The sequence below is a fragment of the Burkholderia sp. 4M9327F10 genome, assembly GCF_005503145.1.
Taxonomy (GTDB): Bacteria; Pseudomonadota; Gammaproteobacteria; order Burkholderiales; family Burkholderiaceae; genus Paraburkholderia.
Genome location: NZ_SCNV01000020.1, coordinates 21,827 through 46,616 on the forward strand (window position 1 = coordinate 21,827; position 24,790 = coordinate 46,616).

Annotated in this window: 25 protein-coding genes; 8 read left to right on the forward strand and 17 right to left on the reverse strand. The window is 63.1% G+C overall.

What is annotated here, in order from left to right; translation table 11 throughout:
* Positions 1 to 13: 13 nt before the first annotated feature.
* Complete coding sequence (locus tag FFS45_RS19040) at positions 14 to 1,342, reverse strand: C4-dicarboxylate transporter DctA (RefSeq protein WP_137956182.1); 1,329 nt, start codon at positions 1,340 to 1,342, stop codon at positions 14 to 16.
* A gap of 227 nt (positions 1,343 to 1,569) precedes the next feature.
* Between FFS45_RS19040 and FFS45_RS19045 the strand changes: the two genes are divergently transcribed.
* On the forward strand, positions 1,570 to 2,262 hold the full coding sequence (locus tag FFS45_RS19045) for a FadR/GntR family transcriptional regulator (protein WP_137956183.1): 693 nt from the start codon (positions 1,570 to 1,572) through the stop codon (positions 2,260 to 2,262).
* Positions 2,263 to 2,386: 124 nt separating this feature from the next.
* On the opposite strand, the gene gap is transcribed toward FFS45_RS19045, so the two are convergent.
* Positions 2,387 to 3,397 (reverse strand): type I glyceraldehyde-3-phosphate dehydrogenase, encoded by a 1,011-nt coding sequence (gene gap, locus FFS45_RS19050; protein WP_137956184.1) that lies wholly within the window; start codon positions 3,395 to 3,397, stop codon positions 2,387 to 2,389.
* 99 nt (positions 3,398 to 3,496) lie between these two features.
* Positions 3,497 to 5,518, reverse strand: coding sequence for a transketolase (tkt, locus tag FFS45_RS19055; RefSeq protein WP_137956185.1), 2,022 nt, complete (start codon positions 5,516 to 5,518; stop codon positions 3,497 to 3,499).
* 288 nt (positions 5,519 to 5,806) lie between these two features.
* On the opposite strand from tkt, the gene speE reads away from it, so the two are divergent.
* The 3 genes from speE to FFS45_RS19070 all read left to right on the forward strand — a co-directional run bounded on the left by speE (position 5,807) and on the right by FFS45_RS19070 (position 7,955).
* Positions 5,807 to 6,676 carry a polyamine aminopropyltransferase gene (gene speE, locus FFS45_RS19060; protein WP_137956186.1) on the forward strand — a complete coding sequence of 290 codons (870 nt, stop codon included), beginning with the start codon at positions 5,807 to 5,809 and terminating at the stop codon, positions 6,674 to 6,676.
* A 105-nt stretch (positions 6,677 to 6,781) separates the two neighbouring features.
* Entirely contained in the window at positions 6,782 to 7,195 is a 414-nt protein-coding gene (locus tag FFS45_RS19065; protein ID WP_137956187.1) for a VOC family protein, read from the forward strand.
* Positions 7,196 to 7,214: 19 nt separating this feature from the next.
* On the forward strand, positions 7,215 to 7,955 hold the full coding sequence (locus FFS45_RS19070; protein ID WP_137956188.1) for a 16S rRNA (uracil(1498)-N(3))-methyltransferase: 741 nt from the start codon (positions 7,215 to 7,217) through the stop codon (positions 7,953 to 7,955).
* 222 nt (positions 7,956 to 8,177) lie between these two features.
* Here the strand turns inward: FFS45_RS19070 and FFS45_RS19075 are convergent, their stop codons facing one another.
* The 3 genes from FFS45_RS19075 to FFS45_RS19085 all read right to left on the reverse strand — a co-directional run bounded on the left by FFS45_RS19075 (position 8,178) and on the right by FFS45_RS19085 (position 11,867).
* Positions 8,178 to 8,738 carry a barstar family protein gene (locus FFS45_RS19075; RefSeq protein WP_137956189.1) on the reverse strand — a complete coding sequence of 187 codons (561 nt, stop codon included), beginning with the start codon at positions 8,736 to 8,738 and terminating at the stop codon, positions 8,178 to 8,180.
* Between the two features lie 16 nt (positions 8,739 to 8,754).
* Entirely contained in the window at positions 8,755 to 9,171 is a 417-nt protein-coding gene (locus FFS45_RS19080) for a ribonuclease (RefSeq protein ID WP_137956190.1), read from the reverse strand.
* A gap of 356 nt (positions 9,172 to 9,527) precedes the next feature.
* A complete protein-coding gene (locus FFS45_RS19085; protein ID WP_137956191.1) occupies positions 9,528 to 11,867 on the reverse strand; it encodes an NADP-dependent malic enzyme in 2,340 nt (779 codons plus the stop codon).
* Between the two features lie 176 nt (positions 11,868 to 12,043).
* On the opposite strand from FFS45_RS19085, the gene thiL reads away from it, so the two are divergent.
* From thiL to FFS45_RS19105, 4 genes are read left to right on the forward strand one after another with little or no spacing between them, the layout of a single operon-like run.
* Positions 12,044 to 13,039, forward strand: coding sequence for a thiamine-phosphate kinase (gene thiL, locus FFS45_RS19090; protein WP_137956192.1), 996 nt, complete (start codon positions 12,044 to 12,046; stop codon positions 13,037 to 13,039).
* Complete coding sequence (locus FFS45_RS19095; RefSeq protein WP_137956193.1) at positions 13,029 to 13,607, forward strand: phosphatidylglycerophosphatase A; 579 nt, start codon at positions 13,029 to 13,031, stop codon at positions 13,605 to 13,607. Before thiL ends, FFS45_RS19095 begins: the two co-directional genes overlap by 11 nt.
* A gap of 26 nt (positions 13,608 to 13,633) precedes the next feature.
* A complete protein-coding gene (locus tag FFS45_RS19100; protein ID WP_137956194.1) occupies positions 13,634 to 14,134 on the forward strand; it encodes a CinA family protein in 501 nt (166 codons plus the stop codon).
* A 2-nt stretch (positions 14,135 to 14,136) separates the two neighbouring features.
* Positions 14,137 to 14,655: a cupin domain-containing protein gene (locus tag FFS45_RS19105; protein WP_137956195.1), complete on the forward strand. Its 519-nt coding sequence runs from the start codon at positions 14,137 to 14,139 to the stop codon at positions 14,653 to 14,655.
* Positions 14,656 to 14,658: 3 nt separating this feature from the next.
* Here FFS45_RS19105 and FFS45_RS19110 read toward each other — a convergent pair whose 3' ends face one another.
* The 11 genes from FFS45_RS19110 to FFS45_RS19160 all read right to left on the reverse strand — a co-directional run bounded on the left by FFS45_RS19110 (position 14,659) and on the right by FFS45_RS19160 (position 24,775).
* On the reverse strand, positions 14,659 to 14,940 hold the full coding sequence (locus FFS45_RS19110; protein WP_137956196.1) for an XRE family transcriptional regulator: 282 nt from the start codon (positions 14,938 to 14,940) through the stop codon (positions 14,659 to 14,661).
* Entirely contained in the window at positions 14,937 to 15,191 is a 255-nt protein-coding gene (locus FFS45_RS19115; RefSeq protein ID WP_349292324.1) for a type II toxin-antitoxin system RelE/ParE family toxin, read from the reverse strand. The genes FFS45_RS19110 and FFS45_RS19115 overlap by 4 nt, the downstream gene beginning before the upstream one ends.
* 165 nt (positions 15,192 to 15,356) lie before the next feature.
* Positions 15,357 to 16,172, reverse strand: coding sequence for an orotidine-5'-phosphate decarboxylase (pyrF, locus tag FFS45_RS19120; protein ID WP_137956198.1), 816 nt, complete (start codon positions 16,170 to 16,172; stop codon positions 15,357 to 15,359).
* Between the two features lie 59 nt (positions 16,173 to 16,231).
* A complete protein-coding gene (locus FFS45_RS19125) occupies positions 16,232 to 17,293 on the reverse strand; it encodes an aldose 1-epimerase (RefSeq protein WP_137956199.1) in 1,062 nt (353 codons plus the stop codon).
* Between the two features lie 208 nt (positions 17,294 to 17,501).
* Positions 17,502 to 18,410: an SMP-30/gluconolactonase/LRE family protein gene (locus tag FFS45_RS19130; protein WP_137956271.1), complete on the reverse strand. Its 909-nt coding sequence runs from the start codon at positions 18,408 to 18,410 to the stop codon at positions 17,502 to 17,504.
* 8 nt (positions 18,411 to 18,418) lie between these two features.
* Positions 18,419 to 19,219, reverse strand: coding sequence for an SDR family oxidoreductase (locus FFS45_RS19135; protein WP_137956200.1), 801 nt, complete (start codon positions 19,217 to 19,219; stop codon positions 18,419 to 18,421).
* A 41-nt stretch (positions 19,220 to 19,260) separates the two neighbouring features.
* Positions 19,261 to 20,277, reverse strand: a complete 1,017-nt coding sequence (gene araH / locus FFS45_RS19140; protein WP_137956201.1) for an L-arabinose ABC transporter permease AraH — start codon at positions 20,275 to 20,277, stop codon at positions 19,261 to 19,263.
* A 64-nt stretch (positions 20,278 to 20,341) separates the two neighbouring features.
* Entirely contained in the window at positions 20,342 to 21,871 is a 1,530-nt protein-coding gene (gene araG, locus FFS45_RS19145) for an L-arabinose ABC transporter ATP-binding protein AraG (protein ID WP_137956202.1), read from the reverse strand.
* Between the two features lie 196 nt (positions 21,872 to 22,067).
* Complete coding sequence (locus FFS45_RS19150; protein ID WP_137956203.1) at positions 22,068 to 23,066, reverse strand: arabinose ABC transporter substrate-binding protein; 999 nt, start codon at positions 23,064 to 23,066, stop codon at positions 22,068 to 22,070.
* Between the two features lie 198 nt (positions 23,067 to 23,264).
* A complete protein-coding gene (locus FFS45_RS19155) occupies positions 23,265 to 24,098 on the reverse strand; it encodes an SDR family oxidoreductase (protein WP_137956204.1) in 834 nt (277 codons plus the stop codon).
* Complete coding sequence (locus tag FFS45_RS19160) at positions 24,095 to 24,775, reverse strand: 2-dehydro-3-deoxy-6-phosphogalactonate aldolase (protein ID WP_137956205.1); 681 nt, start codon at positions 24,773 to 24,775, stop codon at positions 24,095 to 24,097. The genes FFS45_RS19155 and FFS45_RS19160 overlap by 4 nt, the downstream gene beginning before the upstream one ends.
* Between the last annotated feature and the right edge of the window lie 15 nt (positions 24,776 to 24,790).

Here is a 24,790-nt window from a genome sequence, read left to right on the forward strand (position 1 = left end):
GCTTGGGCGCAGCTTAGACGGCGTGCGCAGGATCGACGGATAGGCCCGGAAGATTCGTTTCTTCGCCGGCAGGAACATAGAGGAACGCGGCTTCGCGATTCAACACGCTGCGGGCGCGAGCCTTGTCGATGTCGTTTTCCCAAACCGCCACAACAACCGTGGCGACGCAGTTGCCAATCAGGTTGGTCAGCGCGCGCGCAATGCCGACGAACCAGTCCACCGGCAGGATCAGCACAAGGCCCAGCACCGGAATGGCAGGAATTGCGGAGAGCGTGGCGGCGAGAATCACAATCGCCGAACCCGGGATACCGTGCGCCCCCTTCGAGGTAACGAGCGACACCAGCACCACCACGATCAGATCATGCAACGACAGCGGCGTGTTGGTGGCCTGGGCGATGAAGATCACCGCGAGCGTCAGGTAGATCGAGAAGCCGTCCAGGTTGAACGAGTAGCCGGTCGGGATCACGAGGCCGACCGTCGAATCCTTCACACCCATCCACTCGAGCTTGCGCATGACCTGCGGCAAGACGGCATCCGAAGAAGCCGTGCCGAGCACGATGGACATTTCCTCGCGCAGATAGCGGATCAGCTTGAAGACGCTAAAGCCGGCCATGCGCATGACAATGCCCAGCACGAGCGCGACGAACACGATACAGCTCGCGTAGAACACCACCACCAGCAAGCCCAGTTGCTCGAGCGACGAAACGCCGTAGGTACCGGTGGTAAAAGCAATCGCACCGAGCACGCCGAGCGGCGCCAGCTTGATGATGAAGCTCATCACGCGGAAGAACACCTGCGCCAGCTCGTCGATCAGGCTGCTCACCTTCTGCGCCTTGTCACCGAGCAATGACAGCGCCGAGCCGAACAGCACCGAAAACACGAGAATCTGCAGGATGTCGCCGGTGGCGAACGCGTTGAACGCGGTGTCAGGGATGATTTTCAGCAGGAATCCTGCGGTGTCCTTCAGGTCTTTGGCGTGCTCGGTGTAGGTGCTAAGCGATGCGGCATCGAGCGAATGCAGGTTGACGTTCATGCCGACGCCGGGCTTCGTGACATACGCCAGCACCGCACCGATCAGGAGCGCGATCGTCGTCATGAACTCGAAGTACACCACCGCCTTCAGACCGACCCGCCCCACTTTGCGCAGATCTCCGGCATGCGCCATGCCGCTCACCACCACGCAGAACACAATGGGACCGATCACCATCTTGATCAGCTTCAGAAAACCGTCGCCGAGCGGGCGCAACGATTGGGCGAAATGCGGAAACAGCGCGCCGATCACGATGCCCGCCACAAGGGCAATCATCACCCGGCCAAACAGCGAATTGAAAAACTTCAACACGGCCTTCTCCCGGTTACGGTTTTCATCTGTTCATACTGGTCCGACCAGTACTGTTATGGTGGATAGTAGGAAGCCGATATAGTCGAGTCAAGACAGAAAATAATAGTGTTTACCCGGCTAATTTTGCGGCGTTTTGAACGTTTTATGTCAGAAGATTGTTTCCGCAGTGCGCACGCCAAAGCCGGGGATTACAATGCCGGTCAGACCACGCGATTGAGTGGAGGATCATGAAGAACGTCCCGCACACTGTCACCGATTCCGCTATTGCCACCATCCGCGAACGGATAGAGGGCGGCGTGTATCCCGTGGGCAGCCTGCTGCCGGCGCAACGTCAGCTCTCCGAAGAACTCGCCATCAGCCGCGCGTCGTTACGCGAAGCGCTTTCCACACTCGAGGCGCTCGGCATGCTGATGATCCGTCCGGGCAAGGGGGTGTATGTCGAGAGTGCGCAGGCGTCCGCTGCGAACCCGTGGCGTTTCGCGGAACAGTCTTCCCTGCCGGATACTTATCAGATGCGTTTCGCGCTTGAAGGCTTCGTCGCGCGCATGGCGGCGCTGGCGATCAGCGACGCCGATCTTGCATGGTTCGAGCAGAATATAGAGGCGATGCATGGCGCGCTCGCCGCCAGCGAACTCGACGAAGCAGCGCAACTCGACTTCGACTTTCACATGCGCATGGTGAGCATTGCCGGCAATGCAGCGATCGAGTCGATCCTGCGCAGCAGTTCGGACATCATGAAGGAGAGTCAGCGCATGCCGTTCTTCAAGCGCGAACTGGTGCTCTCCACGTACCACGAGCATCGCGCGATTCTGGACGCGCTAAAGACGCGAGATTCCGCCGCGGCAGGTAAAGCGATCGAGACGCACATCACCAATGCCGCGCAGCGTGCAGGCGTGTACTTCCCGGTGCCGAAGGCCTAAAGCCTGACCGCTGTCGAAGCATGAATGAAGCCGCGCCAGGCGAAAACCGGGCAAAAAAAAACCGCTCCGAAGAGCGGTTTTTCGTATGCGGCGCCCGAGACGTGAGACGCAGCGGTAGTGCGGCTTACTTCGCGTTAGCGAGCGCCACAGCCGTGTCCAGCATGCGGTTCGAGAAGCCCCACTCGTTGTCGTACCAGCTCGACACCTTCACCAGACGGCCCGACACCTTGGTCAGCGTCGCGTCGAACGTCGACGAAGCCGGGTTGTGGTTGAAGTCGATCGACACCAGCGGCGCCTTGTTGTAGCCGAGGATACCCTTCAACGCGCCTTCCGACGCTTCCTTCATGATCGCGTTGACTTCATCCACCGTCGTGTCGCGCGAGGCGATGAACGACAGGTCGACGATCGACACGTTGATGGTCGGGACACGAATGGCGTAGCCGTCCAGCTTGCCGTTCAGTTCCGGCAGCACGAGGCCGACAGCCGATGCAGCACCCGTCTTGGTCGGGATCTGGCTGTGCGTGGCCGAGCGCGCGCGGCGCAGGTCTTCGTGATACACGTCAGTCAGAACCTGGTCGTTCGTGTAGGCGTGGATCGTGGTCATCAGACCGTTTTCCAGGCCGATCTTGTCGTTCAGCGGCTTGACGAGCGGCGCCAGGCAGTTGGTCGTGCACGATGCGTTCGAAATGACCGTGTCCGATGCCTTCAGCACGTGGTGGTTCACGCCGTAGACGATCGTTGCGTCCACATCCTTACCGCCCGGTGCCGAGATGATGACCTTCTTGGCGCCGCCCTTGATGTGCGCGCTGGCCTTTTCCTTGGTCGTGAAAAAGCCCGTGCATTCCAGCACGACATCGACGTTCAGTTCGCCCCACGGCAGTTCAGCCGGGTTACGGTTGGCCAGCACGCGGATACGGTCGCCGTTGACGACCAGGTAGTCGCCGTCCACCGACACTTCGCCCGGGAACTTGCCGTGGGCCGTGTCGTATTGCGTCAGGTGAGCGTTGGTGTTGGCATCGCCCAGGTCGTTGATGGCGACGATCTGGATGTCGTGCTTCTTGCCGTTTTCATAGAAGGCGCGCAGCGTGTTGCGGCCGATCCGGCCGTAGCCGTTGATTGCGACGCGAATCGTCATGGTCTATCTCCTGATGGCTGAAAAAAATACGTCCATGCTGGCTCTGCGGAGCCGGTTCCCGCCGGGCGTGGAGCGCACGCAGCGGGAACCGGGCACTCGTCAGCCCAGTGCGGCTTTAGCCGTCTCTACGACGTGCTCGACGGTGAAGCCGAAATGCTTGAACAACACGCCAGCCGGGGCCGACTCGCCGAACGTGTCGATCCCGACCACGCCGCCTTCCAGGCCCACGTACTTGCGCCAGAAATCGGTCACGCCCGCTTCGATTGCGACGCGGCGCACGTCCTTCGGCAACACGCGCTCGCGGTACTCGGCGTCTTGCCGGTCGAATACGGTCGTGGCCGGCATCGACACCACACGCGCTGCGATCCCTTCACGCGCCAGCGGCTCGACCGCCTTCAGCGCCAGCTCGACTTCCGAACCGGTGGCGATCAGGATGATCTTGCGCGCAACGATCTCGTCGTTCCAGTCGCGCAGCACGTAGCCGCCCTTGGCGATGTTGGCGATCTGCGCGTCGGTGCGCTCCGAGAACGGCAGGTTCTGACGGCTGAAGATCAGGCACGAAGGACCATGATGCTCGACCGCCTGGGTCCAGGACACCGCGGTTTCGACAGTGTCAGCCGGGCGCCACACCTGCAGATGCGGAATCAGACGCAGGCTGGCGACGTGTTCGATGGACTGGTGGGTCGGGCCGTCTTCACCGAGGCCGATCGAGTCGTGCGTGAACACGAAGATCGACGGCGCTTTCATCAGCGCGGCGACGCGCAGCGCGTTGCGGCTGTAGTCCGAGAACGTCAGGAACGTGCCGCCGAATGCCTTGAAGCCGCCGTGCAGCGCGACGCCGTTGATGGCGGCGCTCATGCCGAACTCGCGCACGCCGTAGTTGACGTAGTTGCCGGCTGCGTGGCCTTCCGCGTTGACGCGCACCGGCTTGGCCGCCTTCCAGTTGGTCAGGTTCGAGCCGGTCAGGTCAGCCGAGCCGCCGAGCAGTTCCGGCAGCACGGTCGACAGGCCTTCGATGGCCTGCTGCGATGCCTTGCGGGTTGCGACGGTTTCCGCGCGCTCGTTCGCGCCGGCGATGATGGCTTGCGCCTTCTCCGCCCAATCGGCCGGCAGTTGCTTGGCCATGCGGCGCGTGAATTCAGCGGCTTCCTGCGGATACTTGGCCTGGTACGCGGCGAATGCCTTGTCCCACTCAGCCTCGTTGCGCGCGCCCGCTTCCTTCGCGTCCCACGCTGCATAGACTTCCTGCGGGATCACGAACGGCTCCCACTTCCAGCCGATCGCCTCGCGCGTGGCGGCAATTTCCTTGTCGCCGAGCGGCGCGCCGTGCGAATCGTGGCTGCCGGCCTTGGTCGGCGCGCCTTCACCGATCACGGTCTTGCAGCAGATCAGCGTCGGCTTGTCCGACAGCTTCGCTTGCTTGATTGCCGCGTCAACTGCGTCGACGTTATGGCCGACCACATTTGGGATCACGTTCCAGCCGTAGGCCTCGAAACGCTTCGGCGTGTCGTCGTGGAACCAGTGCACCACTTCGCCGTCGATCGAGATGCCGTTGTCGTCGTAGAAAGCGATCAGCTTGTTCAGCTTCAGCACGCCCGCGAGCGAGCAGGCTTCATGCGAGATGCCTTCCATCAGGCAGCCGTCGCCGACGAACACATACGTGTGGTGATCGACAATCTTCGCGTCGGGCTTGTTGAATTCCGTGGCGAGCAGCGACTCGGCGAGCGCCATGCCGACTGCATTGGCCAGACCCTGGCCGAGCGGGCCGGTAGTCGTCTCGACACCCGGCGTGATGCCGTATTCCGGGTGGCCCGGGGTCTTCGAGTGCATTTGACGGAAGTTCTTCAGCTCTTCGATCGGCAGGTCGTAGCCGGTCAGATGCAGCAGCGAATACAGCAGCATCGAGCCGTGGCCGTTCGACAGCACGAAGCGGTCGCGGTCGGCCCACTGCGGGTTCTTCGGGTTGTGGCGCAGATGGCGCGACCACAGCGCAACGCCGATCTCGGCCATGCCCATCGGCATGCCGGGGTGGCCGGAATTCGCTTGTTGAACAGCATCCATAGCCAGCGCGCGGATCGCGTTGGCCATCAGGGAAGTGGGGGCGGGAGACGGGGTCGTCATGTCGAGTCCGGAGAACGAGTCCAAAAAGCGGGGCGCGGGCGGCGGGTCCGGAAGCTCGGCGGCCAGTCTGCTACGGCGCACGGTGCGGCGCCTGGAGACGCGATACGGGCAGAGCAAACGGACAAGGCTGCAAAGCGTCACATTCTAACAGATGGTTGTGGCCTTTCCGGCCGCGAACCGCGCGGGGCGGCGCGGCGGAGATTGGGGCCGGAACTCGGCCCGGCGCCGCCCGCGCCTCTATAATCCGAGCATCGCCAACTCGCCGCGCCCGAGCGCGCCCCGCCCACCGTGAGCGCCCCGCTGCTTTTCCAGCCGACCCCATACGCCCTGTATGGCTTCCCGAACGCACGGCGCCTCGCGAGCGTCACTTCGCCCTGGCAACTTATCGAGGTATGGGATACGCCGCAACTCGGGCGGCTCTTCACGCTTGACGGGCGTCCGATGACATCGGTCGGCGACGAGTTTATCTATCACGAATGCATGGTCCACCCGAACGCTCTGGCTCATCCGGCGCCACGCGCCGCTCTGGTACTGGGTGGCGGCGACGGCGGCGCGGCACGGCAGCTACTCAGGCATCCCGGCATCGCGAGAATCGTGGTGGCCGAACTGGATGCGCAGGTGGTGCGCCTCACGCGCGAGTATCTGCCTCAGGTGCATGGCGGCGCCTTCGACGATCCGCGGGTAGAACTGGTGATAGGCGACGCCGCCGGTTTCGTTGCCGCTACCGGGGAACAGTTCGACCTGATCGTATTTGACCTGACACCGCCCGACTCGCCGGCGGCGAGCCTCTACACCCCGGCGTTCTACGCCCAGCTCAAGCGCGTCATGACTCCGGACGCAGCCTTGTCGCTGCACCTGGGCGCGCCGTATTTTCATGGAGCGCGCGCAGCAACGCTGCTCGACGGACTACGCGGCGCCTTTGCCGTGGTGCGCACGATGGGGGCATTCGTGCCGCTGCACGGCTCGCTATGGATGATGGCCACCGCCAGCGACACGCTCGACCCCGCCGCACTCACTGCGGACGTCGTCGCCCGGCAACTCGCCGCCCGTGGGATCGCCGGACTTGGCTGGTACGACGAGCATGCGCACGCCGGTCTGTTCTCGGCATCTCGTGCCGTGCGCGATAAACTAAGTCAATTCTTAAAGCCAGCACGGTAACGCGGCGGCACAATGTGCGGTTTGGTTGGCGCGGAAGTTTCGTGCGCCGACCGCCTGGCTGTGCTGCACACGCCCCGCTGACCCTAGCCAGATCCGGAGAACTCCATGACCGCCTCTCGCCCGGCCGGTGTGCCTTGGTTGACCCCCTATCTGACGGTACGCGACGCGCGTGCCGCCATTGCATTCTTTGAGGCGGCATTCGGCTTCGAGGTGCGTGACAGCGTCCAGGATGATGGTGTCGTCATGCACGTCGAGATGGTTTACCAAGGCCAGTTGATCGTCATGTTTGCGCCGGAAGGCGCGTTCGGCTCGACGGCGAAGACACCCAAAAGCGCCGGTGCGATTGCCCCGCAATCGTTTTATGTTTATGTCGACGATGTCGACGCGGTTTATGCGCGGGCCCTCGCGGCCGGCGCCAGATCGCTGAGCGAGCCGCAAGATCAGTTCTGGGGTGACCGTTTTGCGCAGGTCGAAGACCTGGACGGCTACCGATGGGCGCTCGCTCGCCACCTTTCGTAAACCAATGAGTATTTTCCTGATGCCTCGCTTCTTCGTCGGTACGGCACTCAAGCCCAACGACATCATGCAGCTTCCCGATGACGTCACACGGCACATCCTGGTCCTGCGCCTGCAACCGGGGGACTCGGTCGTGCTTTTCAACGGTGAAGGCGGCGAGTACAGCGCTGAGCTCGTCGAAGTCGAACGCCGCTCGGCTACGGTCAAGATTCGCGAATTCCGAGATATTGAGGTGGAGCCGCCTTATCGCCTGACGCTCGCACAAGGCATCGCCAGCGGCGACAAGATGGATTGGCTGATCGAAAAGGCCGTCGAACTGGGCGCCTCCAGTTTCGTGCCGCTGACCACCACGCGCAGCGTCGTGCGCCTGTCCGGCGAGCGAGCGCAACGGCGCCACATGCACTGGCAGGGTATCGTGCGCTCTTCGTGCGAACAGTGCGGGCGCAATCGCCTGCCCGAAGTCGCAACGGTGCGCGAGATCGCCACATGGCTCGGCGCGCTGCCTCGCGCGCCCGAAGAAGGGGAGTTGCGCCTGCTGCTTTCGCCCCGCGCGAGCATCAGCTTTGCGGCTTTGCCGGCCACCCCGCCGCACGGCCGCGTGACGCTGCTGATCGGGCCGGAGGGCGGTTTTTCAGCGGCCGAAGAAGCCGCAGCGACCGACCACGGCTTCACGGCAGTGGGTCTCGGTCCGCGCGTATTGCGCACCGAAACAGCCGGGATCGCCGTGCTGGCCGCGTTGGCCGCGCGCTGGGGCGGGTGGTAAAGCCTCGAGAGGTCAGCGCCGCACATTAGCCACCCTAACCACCTTTGAGCTCGGGGCCGTGCAGGTCCAACCAACACCCAACGCTCAGGACACCGCAAAGACGTCACCGCAAAGCAAAGGCCCGCCAATCGGCGGGCCTTTGCTTTGTTAAGTCATCCGTACTGCCACCGTGCCTGGCGCGGCTAATTTGGCTTCACCCCGCTCCACACACCGCCGGCACGCTCAGGCGAACGAATAAAACACGCGGAACGCAACCTTGCGCTCGGCCCAGAATTCCGCAGCCTCGCGGAACACGTCGAGCAGCGTTTCCCGCCCTTCCTTGTCGAATTTCTGCGCTACCGGCAACGCCTCCAGCACGATCACGAAGCCCGGTTGCGTGCCCGCCTTCGCGACCAGGTCGGTCAGGCAATCGTAGAGGGCGTCGTAATTCTTGCCGAAATGTTTCGGAAACAGAAACGAAGTCGCAATCGTTTCGAGGACTTCTTGTTTGGACTGCGCATTCGCGCAGAACGCATACAGAAAGTGCTGGCCGAGCTGGCTGGCCTCGTCAGCGAGATCCTGCACGCGAAACGCGCGGATCGACTGTACGATATTCGGTCGTACGGTCTTGAAAAGACTCATAGGCCCCTCGTTCGATGAAAGCACAGTGCTGGCTTCGCTCTGGGTGTCCCGTCCGTCACCGGCGGTGCGCATCTGCATGACACGCTGAAACAGATTGCCGTCGCCGGCCGCGAAAAGATCCGTCGCGACTCCGGAGTCGTGCGCGTAGATGTTGTCGCTCATGCCGTTCATCCCGATGTCATTCAACAATACGATTAAAACTGGTGTAGTGGTCGTCTGAGTAGTAGCAATTATCAGTATGCTGGAGCGGACCCCCACAGACAATGCGACGTGCGCCGCGATTGCGGGCACGCGGCGTAGGAACGGTGTATTCGTGATAATAGCCGCGCCGATGCGGTGGCAGCAGCCCTTCGCGGTTGCCGAATACGATCCCGTCCTTCTCATACGGGTAAGGCCCGCCTGCGGCAATCAAGTTCAAAGTATTGACTGCTTCACGCGGCAATTGCGCGACCGCGATGGTGCCTTGCACCTGATTGTCGCTATTGCCGGGTGCCGAATAGTCCCGCGCGAACGCGCCGGTGACCAGACTCCCGCACAAACTGCCAAACGCCAGGGCGCCGATAAGCACGCCGTTGCGGAGCCACTTGCGTGCCATGAATCAGGGTTCCCGCTGTTAGATCACGAGTTTGACGACCATGAAAGACGTAAGGGTATCGCTAATGGCCCCTGGAATCAACGTTCGTTCGGCAAACGAAAGGTTCCATTGTTGATGGATTGCGCCACCCAAGCAATTTTGACAACTCTTGACAGATTATTTTATCTCGTTCGAGTTAAAATTTACTCGACGGCGCAGTCCGGGGTAATTGAGTGAGGCTCGGTTTATTTTCGGACAATCTGAGGTGGATGCCGTCGATTCGTGCCTTTATTGGGTGGCAATCCCCTGTTCGCCCACAGGCGTGCCCGTTGCGGGCACGCCTTTTTTTCGCCTGTCGGCGTTATGTGGATGGCCGCTTAACGGGCCGCGATCACGTCGGCAACCAGCAGTGCCGTCATATTGACAATCCGGCGCACCGTGGCCGAAGCCGTCAGCACGTGCACCGGCTTGGCCGCGCCCAGCAGGATCGGGCCAATCGCGATGTTATTGCCGGCAGCCGTCTTCAGCAGGTTGTACGAGATGTTGGCCGCATCGATATTCGGCAGCACCAGCAGGTTCGCATCGCCTTCGAGCGTGGAGTCGGGCAGCACTTCGCGGCGCAGGTTGTGGTCGAGCGCAACGTCGCCGTGCATTTCGCCGTCTACTTCCAGGTCCGGCGCGCGTTCACGCAAGATCTCGAGCGTATCGCGCATCTTCTGGGCAGTCGGCGCATTGCTCGTGCCGAAGTTCGAATGCGACACCAGCGCGATCTTCGGCTCAATGCCGAAGCGGCGCACTTCTTCCGCCGCCATGATGGTGATCTCAGCGAGCTGCTCGGGCGTCGGGTCGACGTTCACGTGGGTATCGACGAGGAAAATCTGCCGGCCCGGCAACACCAGCCCGTTCATCGCCGCGTAGACGTTGCGGCCTTCCTTCTTGCCGATCACCTGGTCGATAAAGTGCAGGTGGCGGTGCGTCGTGCTGACTGTGCCGCAGATCATGCCGTCCGCTTCACCTTTCTTCACCAGCATTGCGCCGATCAGCGTGGTGCGGCGGCGCATTTCGAGCTTGGCCATCTGCTCGCTGATGCCCTTGCGCGACATCAGCTTGTGATACGCCTGCCAGAAGTCGCGGTAGCGCTCGTCGTGATCCGTGTTGACCACCGTGTAGTCCTGACCGTTGACGAGACGCAGGCCATAACGCGCAATGCGCTGCTCGATGACCGCCGGACGGCCGATCAGGATCGGCTTGGCCAGCTTTTCGTCGACGATGATCTGCAGCGCGCGCAACACGCGTTCTTCTTCGCCTTCCGCGAACACAATGCGCTTCTTCTCCGGCTCGACACCCCGCGCGAGCTGGAAAATCGGCTTCATGGTCGTGCCGCTGTGGTACACGAACTGCTGCAGATGCTGCTCGTACGCCTCCATGTCTTCGATCGGACGCTCCGCCACGCCCGAGTCCATCGCCGCCTTTGCCACGGCCGGCGCGACCTTGACGATCAGGCGCGGGTCGAACGGCTTCGGAATCAGATAGGACGGCCCGAACGACAGATCCTGGATGCCGTAAGCCGTCGCGACGATATCGCTCTGCTCCTGGCGCGCCAGTTCGGCAATCGCGTTGACCGCGGCAATTTCCATTTCCCGCGTCACCGTCGTGGCGCCCGCATCCAGCGCGCCGCGGAACAGGAACGGGAACACCAGGACGTTGTTCACCTGGTTCGGGTAGTCGGTGCGGCCCGTGCACAGCACGGCATCTGGGCGCACTTCGAGCGCCAGTTCCGGCAGGATTTCCGGGGTCGGGTTGGCCAGCGCGAGAATCAGCGGCCGCTCCGCCATCTGCTTGACCATGTCCTGCTTGAGCACGCCGCCAGCCGAGAGGCCGAGGAAAATGTCCGCACCGCCAATCGCTTCCGCCAGCGAGCGGGCGTCGGTTTCACGGGCGAAGCGCTCCTTGTCCGGGTCCATCAGTTCGGTGCGGCCCTTGTAGACCACGCCGGCCAGGTCGGTCACGATGATGTTCTCGAGCGGCAGGCCGATGTCGACCAGCAGGTCCAGACAGGCGAGCGCCGCGGCGCCGGCGCCCGAGGCGACCAGCTTGACCGTCTTGATGTCTTTACCGACGACCTTCAGGCCGTTGGTGATAGCGGCCGCGACAACGATGGCGGTGCCGTGCTGGTCGTCGTGGAACACCGGAATCTTCATGCGCTTGCGGCATTCGCGTTCGACGATGAAGCAGTCCGGCGCCTTGATGTCTTCCAGGTTGATGCCGCCGAAGGTGGGTTCGAGCGCGGCGATCACGTCGACCAGCTTGTGCGGGTCCGACTCGTTCAGCTCGATATCGAACACGTCGATACCGGCGAACTTCTTAAACAGCACGGCCTTGCCTTCCATGACCGGCTTGGAGGCGAGCGGGCCGATGTTGCCGAGGCCCAGCACCGCCGTGCCGTTCGTCACGACCCCGACGAGGTTGCTGCGCGCGGTGAAGCGGGCGGCATTCAGCGGATTCTCGACGATTTCCTCACACGCGAACGCCACGCCGGGCGAATACGCCAGCGCGAGGTCACGCTGGTTGATCATCTGCTTGGTCGGCGCGATCGCGATCTTCCCGGGGGTCGGGAATTCGTGATAATCGAGAGCGGCTTCGCGGAGTTTGCTATTGACGGGATTCGACATAAGGCGGGCTTGGAAGTGCGGATTAGAATAGGTGTTCGACGGCATTGTAGCGCCATTCCCTAACGCAATTCCTTCAAAAAGGGTACAGCTGCCGCGACTGAAACAGAGTGAAAGGTTGCGCGCCCTCTCATCAGGACACATTGCGGCGACGCAGCAATATCACCGTACAATGCGCGCCGTTAGCAGCCACTCAGGTGCTTTTGCGCGCACGGACCCTCAATATGCTCTCCGAATTTTCGCTGATCGACCGTTTTTTCGCGCGCCGGGCCGGCAGGGCGCGCATCCCCGACGATGGCTCGCTCGGCATTGGCGACGATTGCGCCTTGCTTGCGCCGCGTCCCGGCGAAATCCTGGCGATTTCGACGGACATGCTGGTAGAAGGCCGTCACTTCTTCCCCGATATCGATCCACATGCCTTGGGACACAAAGCCCTGGCGGTCAACCTGTCGGATCTGGCGGCCATGGGCGCGCAGCCTCAGGCGTTCACGCTGGCGTTCGCGCTGCCGCAAGCACGCGAGGACTGGCTGGCAGCGTTCAGCAATGGGCTCTTTGAAATGGCCGAACGCTACGGATGCGACCTGATTGGCGGCGATACGACGGCTGGGCCGCTCAACCTGTGCATTACCGTGTTCGGCAGCGTGCCGCCCAGGCTGGCGTTGCGCCGCGACGCAGCCAAGGCCGGCGACGACATCTGGATTTCCGGCACGCTCGGCGACGCGCGAGCCGGACTCGGTGTGCTGCGCGGCGAGTGGCCGGCCGACGCGAGCGACACTGCGACATTTCGCCGCGCCCTCGAACGTCCTGAACCGCGTGTCGCGCTGGGCCTGGCATTGCGCGGCATTGCGCATGCAGCGCTGGACCTGTCCGACGGGCTCGCCGGCGATCTGCTGCATATTCTTGAGCGCTCGCAGCTGGCAGCGCAGGTCGATATCGATGCCGTGCCACGCTCGGCCGCACTGCGCAAGCTGCCCATCGATGTGCAAAGACGCTGCACGCTGGCCGGTGGCGACGACTACGAGCTCTGCTTTACCGCGCCGGCGCCGGCTCGGGCAGCAGTCGAGGCAGCCGGCCGTCAGGCCGGAATTTCGCTGACCCGCATCGGTACAATAAGCGCTCTCAACTCGGCGGCGGAAAAGCCTGCAATCAGTTGGCATGATGCAGCCGGTACCCCGCTCACCTTGACCTTGCAAGGCTTCGACCACTTCCATGCAGACTGAACCTTCGCTCGGCCCCGCCGACGACCTTGCCGACGACCCGTCACGGGGCGGCCCGCCGGACTCGCCCGAGCCGAGCCCCGTGCGGCCGCGCCGTGCGACTGCACGCTTCATGCTGTCGCATCCGCTGCATCTGATTTCGCTCGGCTTTGGCAGCGGCTTGTCGCCGGTCATGCCGGGCACGGTCGGCACGCTGTTCGCCTGGGCATCGTTTGCCGTGCTCAACCGCTATCTGACCGTGCTCGACTGGGGCGTGCTAATCGTGGTTGGCTTCTTCGCCGGCATCTCGATTAGCGGCTTCACGGCAAAAAAGCTCGGCATCGACGATCCGTCGCCCGTCGTGTGGGATGAGATCGTTGCGTTCTGGCTGGTGATGCTGATGGTGACGCCGGTGTCCTTCGTCGGCCAGGTGTGGACCTTCGTCGTGTTCCGCTTCTTCGACATGGTGAAGCCTCCGCCGATCCGTTACTTCGACCGCAGACTGAAAGGTGGTTTTGGCATCATGTTCGATGACCTGGTCGCGGCGTTTTTCACGTTACTGGTGATCGCGCTGTGGCGCATGACGGTCTGACCGTCTCACGTTTTTCGGACATACGCATGGCTACCGATTCCGTCGTCCACCAACTCGCTATTCGCGTGAGCAACAAGCTGCGCGACGAGCGCCTGATGCTGGCGACCGCCGAATCCTGCACGGGCGGCATGGTCGCGACCGCGATCACCGACATCTCCGGCAGCAGCGGCTGGTTCGAGCGCGGTTTCGTCACTTATTCGAACCAGGCCAAAAGCGAGATGATCGGCGTGCCCGCGGATCTGATCGAAAAACATGGCGCGGTCAGCGAACCGGTGGCCCGTGCGATGGCCGAGGGCGCGCTGCGCAATAGTCGCGCGCAGGTGGCGTTGTCGATTACCGGAGTGGCCGGCCCGAGCGGTGGCACGGAAACGAAGCCGGTGGGAACGGTGTCGTTCGGGTGGAGCAACCGGCTGCATACGGAGGTGGAAACGATGGTGTTCAAGGGCGATCGCGAGAGGATTCGCGTGCAGGCGGCGGCGCATGCGCTGCGCGGGCTGCTGGCGTTGCTCGACGAGCGCGAGCGCTAACCATGCCGGCTCAGGAATTGGCGAGGGATGAACTGATCCGGCGCTTTGAGCTGACGCCGCATCCCGAGGGCGGTTTTTTCCGCGAGACTTATCGCTCGGCTGTGAGCGTGAACCGCGATGGATCGGGCGAGGCGCGCTCGGCGTCGACCGCCATTTACTATCTGCTTTGCGACGGCGCGCATTCTGCGTGGCATCGGATCAGGTCCGATGAAGTCTGGCATTTCTATGCGGGTGAGCCGTTGCTGGTACACGTGCTCGATGAGGCCGGGAAACTGGTGACCCACCGGCTCGGCAATCCGCTGAGCCATCCGGGCACCGTGTTTCAGGCTGTGGTATCAGCGGGGTTGTGGTTCGCCGCGGAGTGCGCAGATCCGGCGACATTCGCGCTGGTAGGCTGCACGGTGGCGCCGGGATTTGAGTTCGGCGAATTTGAGCTCGCTGATGTCGATGCGCTGGGGAGCGCCTATCCGGCGCATGCGGAATTCATTGCGCGGCTGGGACCGGCGGAACGCGTCGATTAGCAGCTAAGCCGCTTCCAGTTCGACATGCACTCGCCGACCTAGCGCAGTAGCAATGTTGACCAGTGCATCCAGCGAAAAACGGGACACGCGACCGCGCAGCAAATCGTTGATACGCGGCTGCGTCACGCCGCAGTGTGTGGCGGCTTCCGCTTGCGTCCATCCGCTTGATTCAACAAGCGCGGCGATCTGCTGCATCAATTCCGCACGAGTACGCAGATTGGCCGCCTGCTCCGGCGTGTCAGCAAGTGCGTCCCAGACGCTGGCGTAGGTTTCCGCTTGAGTCATTTCACACCCCTCATCAGTTCGTTATATCTCGCCTTGGCAACGTCAACATCTCGTTGTGCCGTGGCCTGAGTTTTCTTCTGGAAGGCATGCAATACATACACCGCTTCGGCGAGTCGGGCGGTGTAAACGACACGGTAAGCGCCCGACTCATCCCAAACACGAATCTCCTCCACGCCCCGCCCAATCGATGGCATGGGCTTGAAGTCGTCCGGCTGGTGACCTCGTTGCACTTTGTCTAGTTGATAACCCACGTCGTGCCTGGCGTCCTCCGGGAACTCACGCAAGCACTTCAGCGAGTCTCCGAGAAATCGCACTGGCTTCATATCGTCAATTATATCCAAACGGATATAATTCGCAAGGTTCTATCGGCTGGCAAATGCGAGGCCCAATTCAATCTGAGGCGCCTCGCACACCCCTCACCGATACGCATTGATCCGATCCCGCGTCTCCTCAGCAGCCTTCGCCGCCGCCTGCGCGTAGTCTTCGCCCTTGCCGGCGTAAATAATCGCCCGCGACGAGTTGATCAGCATGCCGGTACCCGCCGCCGTGCGGCCTGCATTCACAGTAGCCTCGACGTCCCCGCCCTGTGCGCCAATGCCCGGAATCAGCAACGGCATGTCGCCGACAATCCCGCGCACCACTTCGATTTCCTTCGGGAACGTCGCGCCCACCACCAGCCCAAGCTGCTCGCTCGCGTTCCACTTCTGCGCCGCCAGTTGCGCGACCACCTGATACAGCGGACGCCCCGCCGTATCGAGAAACTGCAGGTCCGAGCCGCCCGGGTTCGAAGTCCGGCACAGCACGATCACGCCCTTACCCTTGTGCTCCAGATACGGCTCGATCGAATCGAAACCCATGTACGGGTTCACCGTCACGGCATCCGCCTGATAGCGCTCGAACGCCTCGCGGGCGTACTGCTCGGCCGTGCTGCCGATATCGCCGCGCTTTGCGTCGAGAATCACCGGCAGGCCCGGATGGTTGCGATGAATGTGCGCAATCAGTTGCTCAAGCTGGTCTTCCGCGCGATGCGCGGCGAAATAAGCAATCTGTGGCTTGAATGACGACGCATACGGCGCGGTCGCGTCGACGATCGTGCGGCAGAACTCGAAGATCGCATCGGCGCGGCCGGCCAGCGTGCCCGGGAACTTCGTCGGCTCAGGATCGAGGCCGACGCACAGCAGCGAATTGGTACGCTGCCATGCGTCGTTGAGTGTCTGGATGAAAGTGGACATGGTGGTGCTCGCGGCGGGCTGATTAAAGAAGTGGCCCGTATTTTACCCGCCAGCGCCTGCTACCGCCGCGAACTCCGCGCCCCAGCCGCCGCGCGCAAGCCAGTCCGCTCGACGGTAAACCGGAATGACCGGCTCAGGCGCTCGCCACGCGCCAGCATGGTCATGCCATGCGCCGCCGCGCCGCCCGGCAGGTTCATCGCATTGATCGGATGATCGACCGGCTCGAAGCAGAAAAAGTCTTCGCCCGGCGGCGTGTAGAGCACGTAGTAATCGGTATCCGAGGCGACCGTCAGCGAAAGCCGCCGTTTCGGCCACACCACCGCCGCCTGGCCGCTCCAGCCGGTAAAAGCATGATTGACGATGGTCTGCGGCAACGGATACGCCACGCCGAACTGCCAGGCCGGCGGCGCCGGCACATGACGCACCGGCAGCCAGTCGTCGCCCTGCAGCCAGAGTCCCGCGGCGGCGGCCGACAATTCGGTCTGCGCGTCGCGCACCAGGAACGGATGAATGCCGAGCCCAAACGGCAACGCATCGCGGCCGGTGTTTTCGACCTCGAGCGAAATCACGAGACTCGGGCCTTCGAGTGCATAGGTTTGCATTGCGCGGTACGCGTAGGGCTTGCCGTCGCTGCGATCGAGCGTCAGGCGCACGCTGTCACGCTCTGTCGCGGCCACCTGCCAGTGCGCCAGCCAGCCGTCGCCGTGAATCGGCAGCGGCTCGGCTGCGCGATTGCACGGCACGTCGATACGCCGTCCGCCCACGCCGAAATGGCCGCCGCCGATGCGGTTCGAGTATGGCAGCAACGGATAGCAGGACAACTGGTTCGGATCAGTATCGGCGGCAACATGCCGGCAGCGGCGAAAGATCGGCACCAGCGCGCCGTCGCTGCGCCAGTCGAAACGGGTGATGCCGCCGCCGAGCGACGGCGCCACGTCGAGCCGCAAGTGCGTATTGGCGAGCGTCACGCACGCGACGTCGCCCGCGCTCGTCTCGCCGACCGCCACCGCCGATGTGCTCGGCCCCGCCAGCACCGGATTGGCGGCCGCCGCCAGCCGGGCGCGGCGCGTCTGCGCGGCCTGGGTACTCTGTGAAGAGGAAGCGAGATTCGCGACAGTCATTTCGGGCTCCATCGAGAGGCGTGAGACGATATCGTCATCGCTGACGAATGTTTATATGGGCGCCTGAACCGGCCGCCTCTTTGAATCCTCGACTCCTTGAGTCTTGCGGTGCGCGTGCTAACCGTCATGCGGCGCAATGCGCAACTCGCCACGACTCAACCTGCTCACAGCACCACGGCCCGCATCTGCGTGCCACGAAAAAACTGGCTTACTCACCCGCTTTATGCGGCAGCGGCGCGCCCTGGAAGAGCGCTTCCGGCAAGCCGCGCGGCCCGGGCACCGCAGCGAACACGCCGCCAGCGTGTGGATCGCCGGCGAGCGCAGCCGCGTCCAGATCGACACGCGCGCTCGTGATGTAGAGCGTCCCTAGCTCAGGACCGCCCAGCGCCACGCAACTCGGCTGCACGGTCGGCACCGCCACGCGTGCGGTTTCGTGCCCGTCCGGGCCGTAGCGGACCACCCGTGCACCGCCCCATTGCGCATTCCACAGGCCGCCGTCGCGATCCACGGTCGAGCCGTCCGGCTCGCCGGTCGCATCGGTCAGCGTCGTGAACACGCGGTCGTTGGCAATGCTGCCGTCCGCACCGTAGTCGCACGCACGAATCTCCCGCGTCGGCGAATCGCAGTAGTACATCGTCGCGCCGTCCGGACTGAAGGCGATGCTGTTCGAGATCGCGGGCGCCGGCAACGGCAGGCGCTCGAGCGACAGATCGCGGTTCAGACGGTAAAACCCACCTACTGCGCGCAAGGGCGAGCCCTCATCCTTCGTACCGAACACAAAGCGCCCCTGACGGTCGCAGCGGCCGTCGTTCACGCGCGTGTTCATGTCCGGTTCGACATCGACAATACGCTCGGTCTCGCCGGTTGCAAGGTCGAAAAACGCGAGATGCGTGGCGAGTCCGAGTAAAAGGTAGTTCGGATCGGCGCAGAGCGCAAATGTCGCGAGGCGCTCGGGCATCGCCCAGGAGGTGCTGTGCCCGTCCCGCGGGTCATAACGCCACAGCCTTGCACCTTCGATATCGGTCCAGTAGAAGCGGCCGCTTCGTTCGCACCAGGTCGCGCCCTCGCCCAGCGTGCATTGCGCATCGACCAGCAGGGTCGCGCCCGTGCCGGGCATCGCTGCGCTCACGCCCAGCCTCCGTCGACGATGATGTCTTGCGCCGTGATCAGCCGGCTATCGTCGGCAGCAAGGAAAAGCGCCATGCGAGCCAGATCGTCAGGCATCAGCTCGGCGTCGATGCACTGGCCCTCCTTGATGGCGCGCCGCCCGGCATCGTCGAGCCACAGGCGCTTTTGTTTTTCGGTCATCACCCAGCCCGGCGCCAGCGTATTCACGCGGATATTGAAGTGGCCAAGATCGCGCGCGAGACCGCGCGTGAGCCCTTGCACGGCCGACTTCGACATCACGTAGACCGGATAGCCGCCGTTTTTCAGCATCCAGCTGATCGAGCCGAGGTTGATGATCGAGCCACGCCCAGCCGCTTTCATATCGCCCATCACGGCCTGCGCCGCGAAGAACTGATGACGGATGTTGACGGCAATGCCCGCATCGAACGATTCGGGCGTGACCTCTTCGATCTGGTGACGCTTGTCGTTGGCCGCGTTGTTGACCAGCACTTCGATCGGGCCCAGCGCCGCCCTGACGTCGGCGATCGCTTTGCGCAGCGCGTCGATATCGGTCAGGTCGCACGGCAGGAACAGCGGCTTGTGGCGAGAATCGCCCAGTTCGTCGGCGAGCGCTTCGCCGGCGCTCACGTCGATATCGAAGAACGCGACACGCGAGCCCTGTGCCGCGAAGTGCTCCACGAACGACGCGCCGATCCCGGTCGCGCCGCCCGTAATCAGCACCGCGCGGTCTTCAAGGCTCGGATAACGCGCATATACGTTGTCCGCCTGGCGGGCGTTTGCATTAGCAGGAGACGACATCGTTCGATTCCTCTTCAGACAATTTGGTCAGACGCCGCGCGTCAGTCGCGCGAGCCGCGGTTCTTCAACTGGTCGAGCAGCACGGCGGCGAGCAGGATCGCGCCACGCACCAGGTACTGGTAGAACGCGTCGATATTCAACAGGTTCATCACATTCTCGACCGTGCCCATGATGAGCACGCCGATCACCACGCCCGAAATCGTCGCCCGGCCACCCAGCAGCGACACGCCGCCCAGCACGCACGCAGAGATCACGTTCAGCTCGAAGCCTTCCGCGGCGTTCGGCTGACCCGAGGTGATACGCGAGGCGAGAATCACACCGGCCAGCGCCGTCACCGCGCCCTGCACGAGGAAAATATAGACGCGGGTGCGCTCGACGTTGATACCGGCGAGACGCGAGGCTTCCGGATTGCCGCCGATGGCCAGCGTATTGCGGCCGTACACGGTCTGGTTGAGCATCACGCCGAACACGATGAAGCACAGTAGCGTGACCCAGATCGGCAGCGAGACGCCGAACATCGACAAGCCGCCAAGCGCAATAAACGTATCCGAGGACACGCCCACCGCCTGACCGTGCGAGACGATAAAGCCGAGGCCACGCACGATTTCCATCGTCGCCAGCGTGGTAATCAGCGCGTTGATGCGCAGATACGCAATCACCGCGCCGTTGATAAAGCCGATCACACCGCCCGCCACTACCGCAGCAATAATCGCAATGAACGTATTGCCGGTCGCGTTGAGCACCATCGCGCACAGCACGCCGGCAAACGCCACGGTGGAACCCACGGACAAGTCGAAGTCGCGCGAGGCGAGACAGAACATCATCGTGCAGGCGACCATGCCGATCTGCGAAATCGACAGCGCGAGGCCCAGCATGTTTTCGATCGAGAAGAAGTGATCGACGGTCAGCGACATCGTGATGAACATGATCGCGAAGATCACGATCAGGCTGTAGTCGGTGACCTGCTGCCACCATTTCTGCTTGTCGCTGCGCTGCGGAATCAACGCGTCGGCTGCACTCTTGGCGGCCTGTTGCGTGAGGTTTTCTCTGGCTTGCATTTGAATACTCCTCCCGTTTTCGTCACGGGCTGACGGGTTATTGGGGACTTGCGTCCGGTCAGTGTCAGGCCGCCTGCGGCGCTACGGTTTGCGGTGCGGTCGAGCTTTGCGGCAAGGCAAGGCTCAGCACCGCCTGTTCATTCGCTTGGCTGCGCGGCAGTTCGCCGGAGATCCGGCCTTGCCGCATCACCACGATCCGGTCGGACACGCCAAGCACTTCCGGCAGTTCGGACGAAATCATCACGATGGCGCAGCCGCGTTCCGCGAGCTGATAGATCACGTTATAGATCTCGTGCTTCGCGCCGACGTCGATCCCGCGCGTCGGTTCGTCGAGAATCACCACTTTCAGATCCGGCTCCGCGAGCCAGCGCGACAGAATCGCTTTCTGCTGGTTACCGCCCGAGAGGAAGCGGATCTTCTGGCGGCGGCTCGGCGTCTTGATCTTCAGCAGCTTGATAAAACTGTCCGCCGTTTCCGCTTCCTTCTTGCGGTTCAGGAAGAAACCCGCGCGCAGGTAGTGGCGGCGGCAGCTAATGTTGATGTTCTCGGACACGGTCGCCATGGCGACGATGCCTTCTTCCTTGCGGTCTTCCGGGCACAGCACGATGCCATGGCGAATCGCTTCGCCGGCGCTGCGGACCTTGATCGGCTTGCCGTCGAGCACGATCTCGCCGCTTTTCTTGTGATCGGCGCCGTACACGAGGTGCATCAGTTCGCTGCGGCCCGCGCCCACCAGACCGAAGAAGCCGACAATCTCGCCGCGCCGCACTTCGAAATTGGCCGGCTCCTTGAGCGCATGCCCTTCAATCGCCCTGGCGGCAAAACGCACTTCGCCCAGTTCGCGTGGCTTGTAGCTATAGATATCCGTGATTTCACGGCCGACCATTTCGCTCACGATCGTGTCGCGCTTCACCCCTTCGAGGGACGGATGCGACGCCACCTTGCGGCCGTCACGGAAAATCGTGCACGCGTCGCACAACTCGTAGATCTCGTCCATGCGGTGCGAGATATAGATCATCGCCCGGTTGTCGGCGCGCAGATCGCGCACCAGCTTGAACAGCACTTCGGTCTCGCTATGCGACAGCGAGCTGGTCGGCTCATCCAGTGCAATCACGCGCGCGTTGCGCAGCAGCGCCTTGCAGATTTCCACCATCTGGCGCTGCGCGATCGAGAGCTTGCGCAGCTTCGCGTTCGGATCGAGCGCGACGCCCATCGCTTCCAGCCGCTCGCGCACGAAGCGTTTGGCTTCACGTTTGTTGACCCAGCCGAGCGAGTTCGGCAACTGGCCAAGCAGCAGGTTTTCCGCGACCGTGAGATCGGGCACGTATTGCAGTTCCTGGTGAATCACCGCGATCCCGGCTGCAATCGACGCGGCCGCGCTGCCGAAGCGCACCTCGTTGCCGTCGATCATCACGCGGCCCGAATCCGGCTGGTATTCACCGCCGAGTATCTTCAGCAGGGTCGATTTCCCTGCGCCGTTTTCGCCCATCAGGCCGTGCACCTGGCCGACGTTCACGTCGAAGGACACGCCGTCGAGCGCACGCACGCCTGGAAAGACCTTACCGATATTGTCAAAACGCAGCGTCGCTGACACTTCGCCTCCTGTTGCATCCTGTGAACCGTACGGTCGGGCATGGCTTGGCGCCGTGCCGGCACATCGGTCTGTCTCAACTATTGTTGCTCCTGCCAGCCCGCGCGAGTCAACCCTCTCCTGCGCGCGCTGCCTTCGCGGCCAGCCGCCGTGACCCGCAGGTCCGGCGGCTGGCCGCTGCACTTCTCTTCAATACGGCTTACTTCGATGCCAGGCCCATCTTTTCACGCACGTCCGCGACGTTGTCACGCGTGGCCAGCATGCCGGTCGTCAGCGTGAGCGCCGGCGGTTGCTTGCCTTGCGTGATCCAGTCGTACATCAGCGTCGAGGTTTCTTCGCCGTGGCGCTTCGGGCTGATGATGACGGTGCCGTAGAAGCCCGTCGGCGACGGCTTCTTGAACTCGTTCAGCGCGGAGTCCGAACCACCGATACCAATACCGATCATGTTGTCAGCCTTGAAGCCGCGGCCTTCCGCTGCACGCACGGCGCCCAGCACCGCTTCGTCGTTCAGACCGTAAGCGATCCAGTGCTTGTACTGCGGGTTCTTGGTCAGCGCGATGTTGGCGGCGTTGAAAGCGTTTTCCGTGTCGGTCTTCGCCTGCGGAGCTTCAACCACGTTGGCCTTCGGGAAACCGGCGGCGACCAGCGCGTCGGTGGCACCCGTGGTGCGGTCGACTGCGGTCGGCAACTGGTTATAGGTCACGTCGATCGCGCCGACGTCCTTCACGTCCCAGCCACGCTTCTTGATTTCCGCAGCCAGCCCTTCGCCGACCTGCTTGCCGATGTTGTAGGCCGAAATGCCCATATGCGGCACCGAAGCGATCGGTTTGCCCGCGCCGTCGACGAGGCGGTCGTCGACCGTCATCATCTTCAGGCCGTCAGCCTTCGCCTTGGCGACAATGCCCGGTCCAAGCTTGACGTCAGGCGTGCAGATAATGAAACCTTGCGCCTTTTGTGCCGCGAGGTTGTCGATTGCGCTCATCACCTTCTCGCCCGAGGGTGCGCCGATTTTCACCAGCGTGAACCCCTTCTCCTTGGCGGCGATCTCGGCAAACTTCCACTCGTCCTGGAACCACGGTTCTTCCGGCTGTTTCACCAGGAAGCCGATCTTGACTTCGTCAGCCGCCTGGACGACCGGTGCGTTGAACAGCACACCCGCTGCTGCGGCTGCCAGCGTGAGGAAAATTCTACGTTTCATGTTGCAGTCTCCTGACTAATTAGTAGATAACGAGAAGGTATCGGCCGCGTCTTCTTATCCGGTCCTGACACACGCGGCCAGCGCGTCAACCGGTTCAAACTGGGCGTGGCGCTCCATGGCGCTGCGCATTGTTTCGCTCTGCTTCCTTGCGGTGCGCGTTCCACGACGCATCGCAAGCTGTTTCTGGTCTGCGGCCAGTCAGTCGTGGTACAGCGCCGAGCGGCCGCCATCCACCGTGATACAGCTCGCGTTGATAAACGGCGCCTCGTCCGATGCGAGGAACACCGCCGTCATCGCCACTTCTTCCGGGCGGCCGATGCGCTTCATCGGCTGCAGGTCGAGCGTCGCCTGTTTCGCCGCGGCGGGATCGGGCTGACCGTTCCACCAGTCATGCGTCAATTGCGTTTCGATGTAGCCCGGCGCAATCGCATTGACGCGCACGTTGCGCGGCGCGTATTCGATGCCGAGCGCCCGGGTCAAGCCAATCACGCCATGTTTCGCCACCGGGTACGGGAAGCAGCCCGGGATGATCTTGAAAGCGTGCGTCGAAGCGATATTCACGATGCTGCCCGAGCCGCGCTCGACCATCCCCGGCAGGACCGCGCGGCAACCGTTCCAGACGCCGTCCAGATCGACCGCGAAGCAGCGCCGCCAGTCGTCGTCGGTCATTGTCAGCGGGTCGCAAAACACGTTGATGCCGGCGTTGTTCACGAGGATGTCCACCGCGCCGAACGCTTTTTCCGCTTCGCGCACCGCGTGCTGCACCGAGGCGGATTGCGTCACGTCGGTCTGCACGGCGAGCACTTTCGCGCCCGCTGCGTGAGCGCTTGCCGCACTCGCGCCATTCGCGCTGCCGGCGCCGCTTGCCTTGCACGCCGCTTCAATATCCCGCGCGGTGCGCTGCGCGGTTTCGATATCCAGTTCTGCCAGCACGACCGCCGCACCCTCGCGCGCAAACGCCAGCGCAATGGCCGCACCGATGCCGCGACCGGCGCCGGTGATCAATGCGACCTTGTTGGCGAGCCGGTTCATTTCTTTGCGCCCGCTCTCGCAATCCGCAGGCCGTTGATATAGGCCCGCGCATGCGAAGCCGTCGCCGCCGCGCTCTGGCCCGGCTTGTACAGCGCTGAGCCAAGGCCGAAGCCGTTCGCGCCGACGCTCAGAAACGGCCCCATGTTGTCCGGCGTAATGCCGCCGACCGGAACCAGCGGCACTTCAGCGGCAATCACGGCGCGCCATGCCTTCACGACCTGGCAGCCGAGCTGTTCGGCTGGGAACATCTTCAGCACGTCGGCGCCGTTTTTCAGCGCGAGAAACGCTTCATTCGGGGTGGCGACGCCCGGCGCGCAAGCCAAGCCCTGGGCCTTCGCGGTGCTCACCACTTCTGCGTCGCTATGCGGCATCACGATCAGCTCGCCGCCCGCCGACTTCACGTCGTGGACGAAGCTCGCATGCAGCACCGTGCCTGCACCGACAATCGCATCGGCCGGCAGCGCCTTGCGGATGGCCGCGATGCTGTCGAACGGCTGCGGCGAATTGAGCGGCACCTCGACGATCCGGAAGCCTGCTTCGTACAGCGCCTGGCCATGCTCGGCGGCATCCGCGGGCGTGACGCCGCGCAGGATGGCGATCAGCGGGCACGCCGCGAACGCCGCCATCAGACCTGCATGGGGCGAATACGGAGCCGGTAGATTGATGTGAGGCTGCATGTCGATTCCTTGTGT

Coding starts and splice junctions, on each gene's coding strand:
- FFS45_RS19045 (WP_137956183.1), top strand. CDS start 1,570: ATGAAGAACGTCCCGCACACTGTCACCGATTCCGCTATTGCCACCATC.
- gap (WP_137956184.1), bottom strand. CDS start 3,397: ATGACGATTCGCGTCGCAATCAACGGCTACGGCCGGATCGGCCGCAAC.
- tkt (WP_137956185.1), bottom strand. CDS start 5,518: ATGACGACCCCGTCTCCCGCCCCCACTTCCCTGATGGCCAACGCGATC.
- FFS45_RS19065 (WP_137956187.1), top strand. CDS start 6,782: ATGACCGCCTCTCGCCCGGCCGGTGTGCCTTGGTTGACCCCCTATCTG.
- FFS45_RS19070 (WP_137956188.1), top strand. CDS start 7,215: ATGCCTCGCTTCTTCGTCGGTACGGCACTCAAGCCCAACGACATCATG.
- FFS45_RS19075 (WP_137956189.1), bottom strand. CDS start 8,738: ATGAGCGACAACATCTACGCGCACGACTCCGGAGTCGCGACGGATCTT.
- FFS45_RS19080 (WP_137956190.1), bottom strand. CDS start 9,171: ATGGCACGCAAGTGGCTCCGCAACGGCGTGCTTATCGGCGCCCTGGCG.
- FFS45_RS19085 (WP_137956191.1), bottom strand. CDS start 11,867: ATGCCGTCGAACACCTATTCTAATCCGCACTTCCAAGCCCGCCTTATG.
- thiL (WP_137956192.1), top strand. CDS start 12,044: ATGCTCTCCGAATTTTCGCTGATCGACCGTTTTTTCGCGCGCCGGGCC.
- FFS45_RS19095 (WP_137956193.1), top strand. CDS start 13,029: ATGCAGACTGAACCTTCGCTCGGCCCCGCCGACGACCTTGCCGACGAC.
- FFS45_RS19100 (WP_137956194.1), top strand. CDS start 13,634: ATGGCTACCGATTCCGTCGTCCACCAACTCGCTATTCGCGTGAGCAAC.
- FFS45_RS19105 (WP_137956195.1), top strand. CDS start 14,137: ATGCCGGCTCAGGAATTGGCGAGGGATGAACTGATCCGGCGCTTTGAG.
- FFS45_RS19110 (WP_137956196.1), bottom strand. CDS start 14,940: ATGACTCAAGCGGAAACCTACGCCAGCGTCTGGGACGCACTTGCTGAC.
- pyrF (WP_137956198.1), bottom strand. CDS start 16,172: ATGTCCACTTTCATCCAGACACTCAACGACGCATGGCAGCGTACCAAT.
- FFS45_RS19125 (WP_137956199.1), bottom strand. CDS start 17,293: ATGACTGTCGCGAATCTCGCTTCCTCTTCACAGAGTACCCAGGCCGCG.
- FFS45_RS19130 (WP_137956271.1), bottom strand. CDS start 18,410: ATGCCCGGCACGGGCGCGACCCTGCTGGTCGATGCGCAATGCACGCTG.
- FFS45_RS19135 (WP_137956200.1), bottom strand. CDS start 19,219: ATGTCGTCTCCTGCTAATGCAAACGCCCGCCAGGCGGACAACGTATAT.
- araH (WP_137956201.1), bottom strand. CDS start 20,277: ATGCAAGCCAGAGAAAACCTCACGCAACAGGCCGCCAAGAGTGCAGCC.
- FFS45_RS19150 (WP_137956203.1), bottom strand. CDS start 23,066: ATGAAACGTAGAATTTTCCTCACGCTGGCAGCCGCAGCAGCGGGTGTG.
- FFS45_RS19155 (WP_137956204.1), bottom strand. CDS start 24,098: ATGAACCGGCTCGCCAACAAGGTCGCATTGATCACCGGCGCCGGTCGC.
- FFS45_RS19160 (WP_137956205.1), bottom strand. CDS start 24,775: ATGCAGCCTCACATCAATCTACCGGCTCCGTATTCGCCCCATGCAGGT.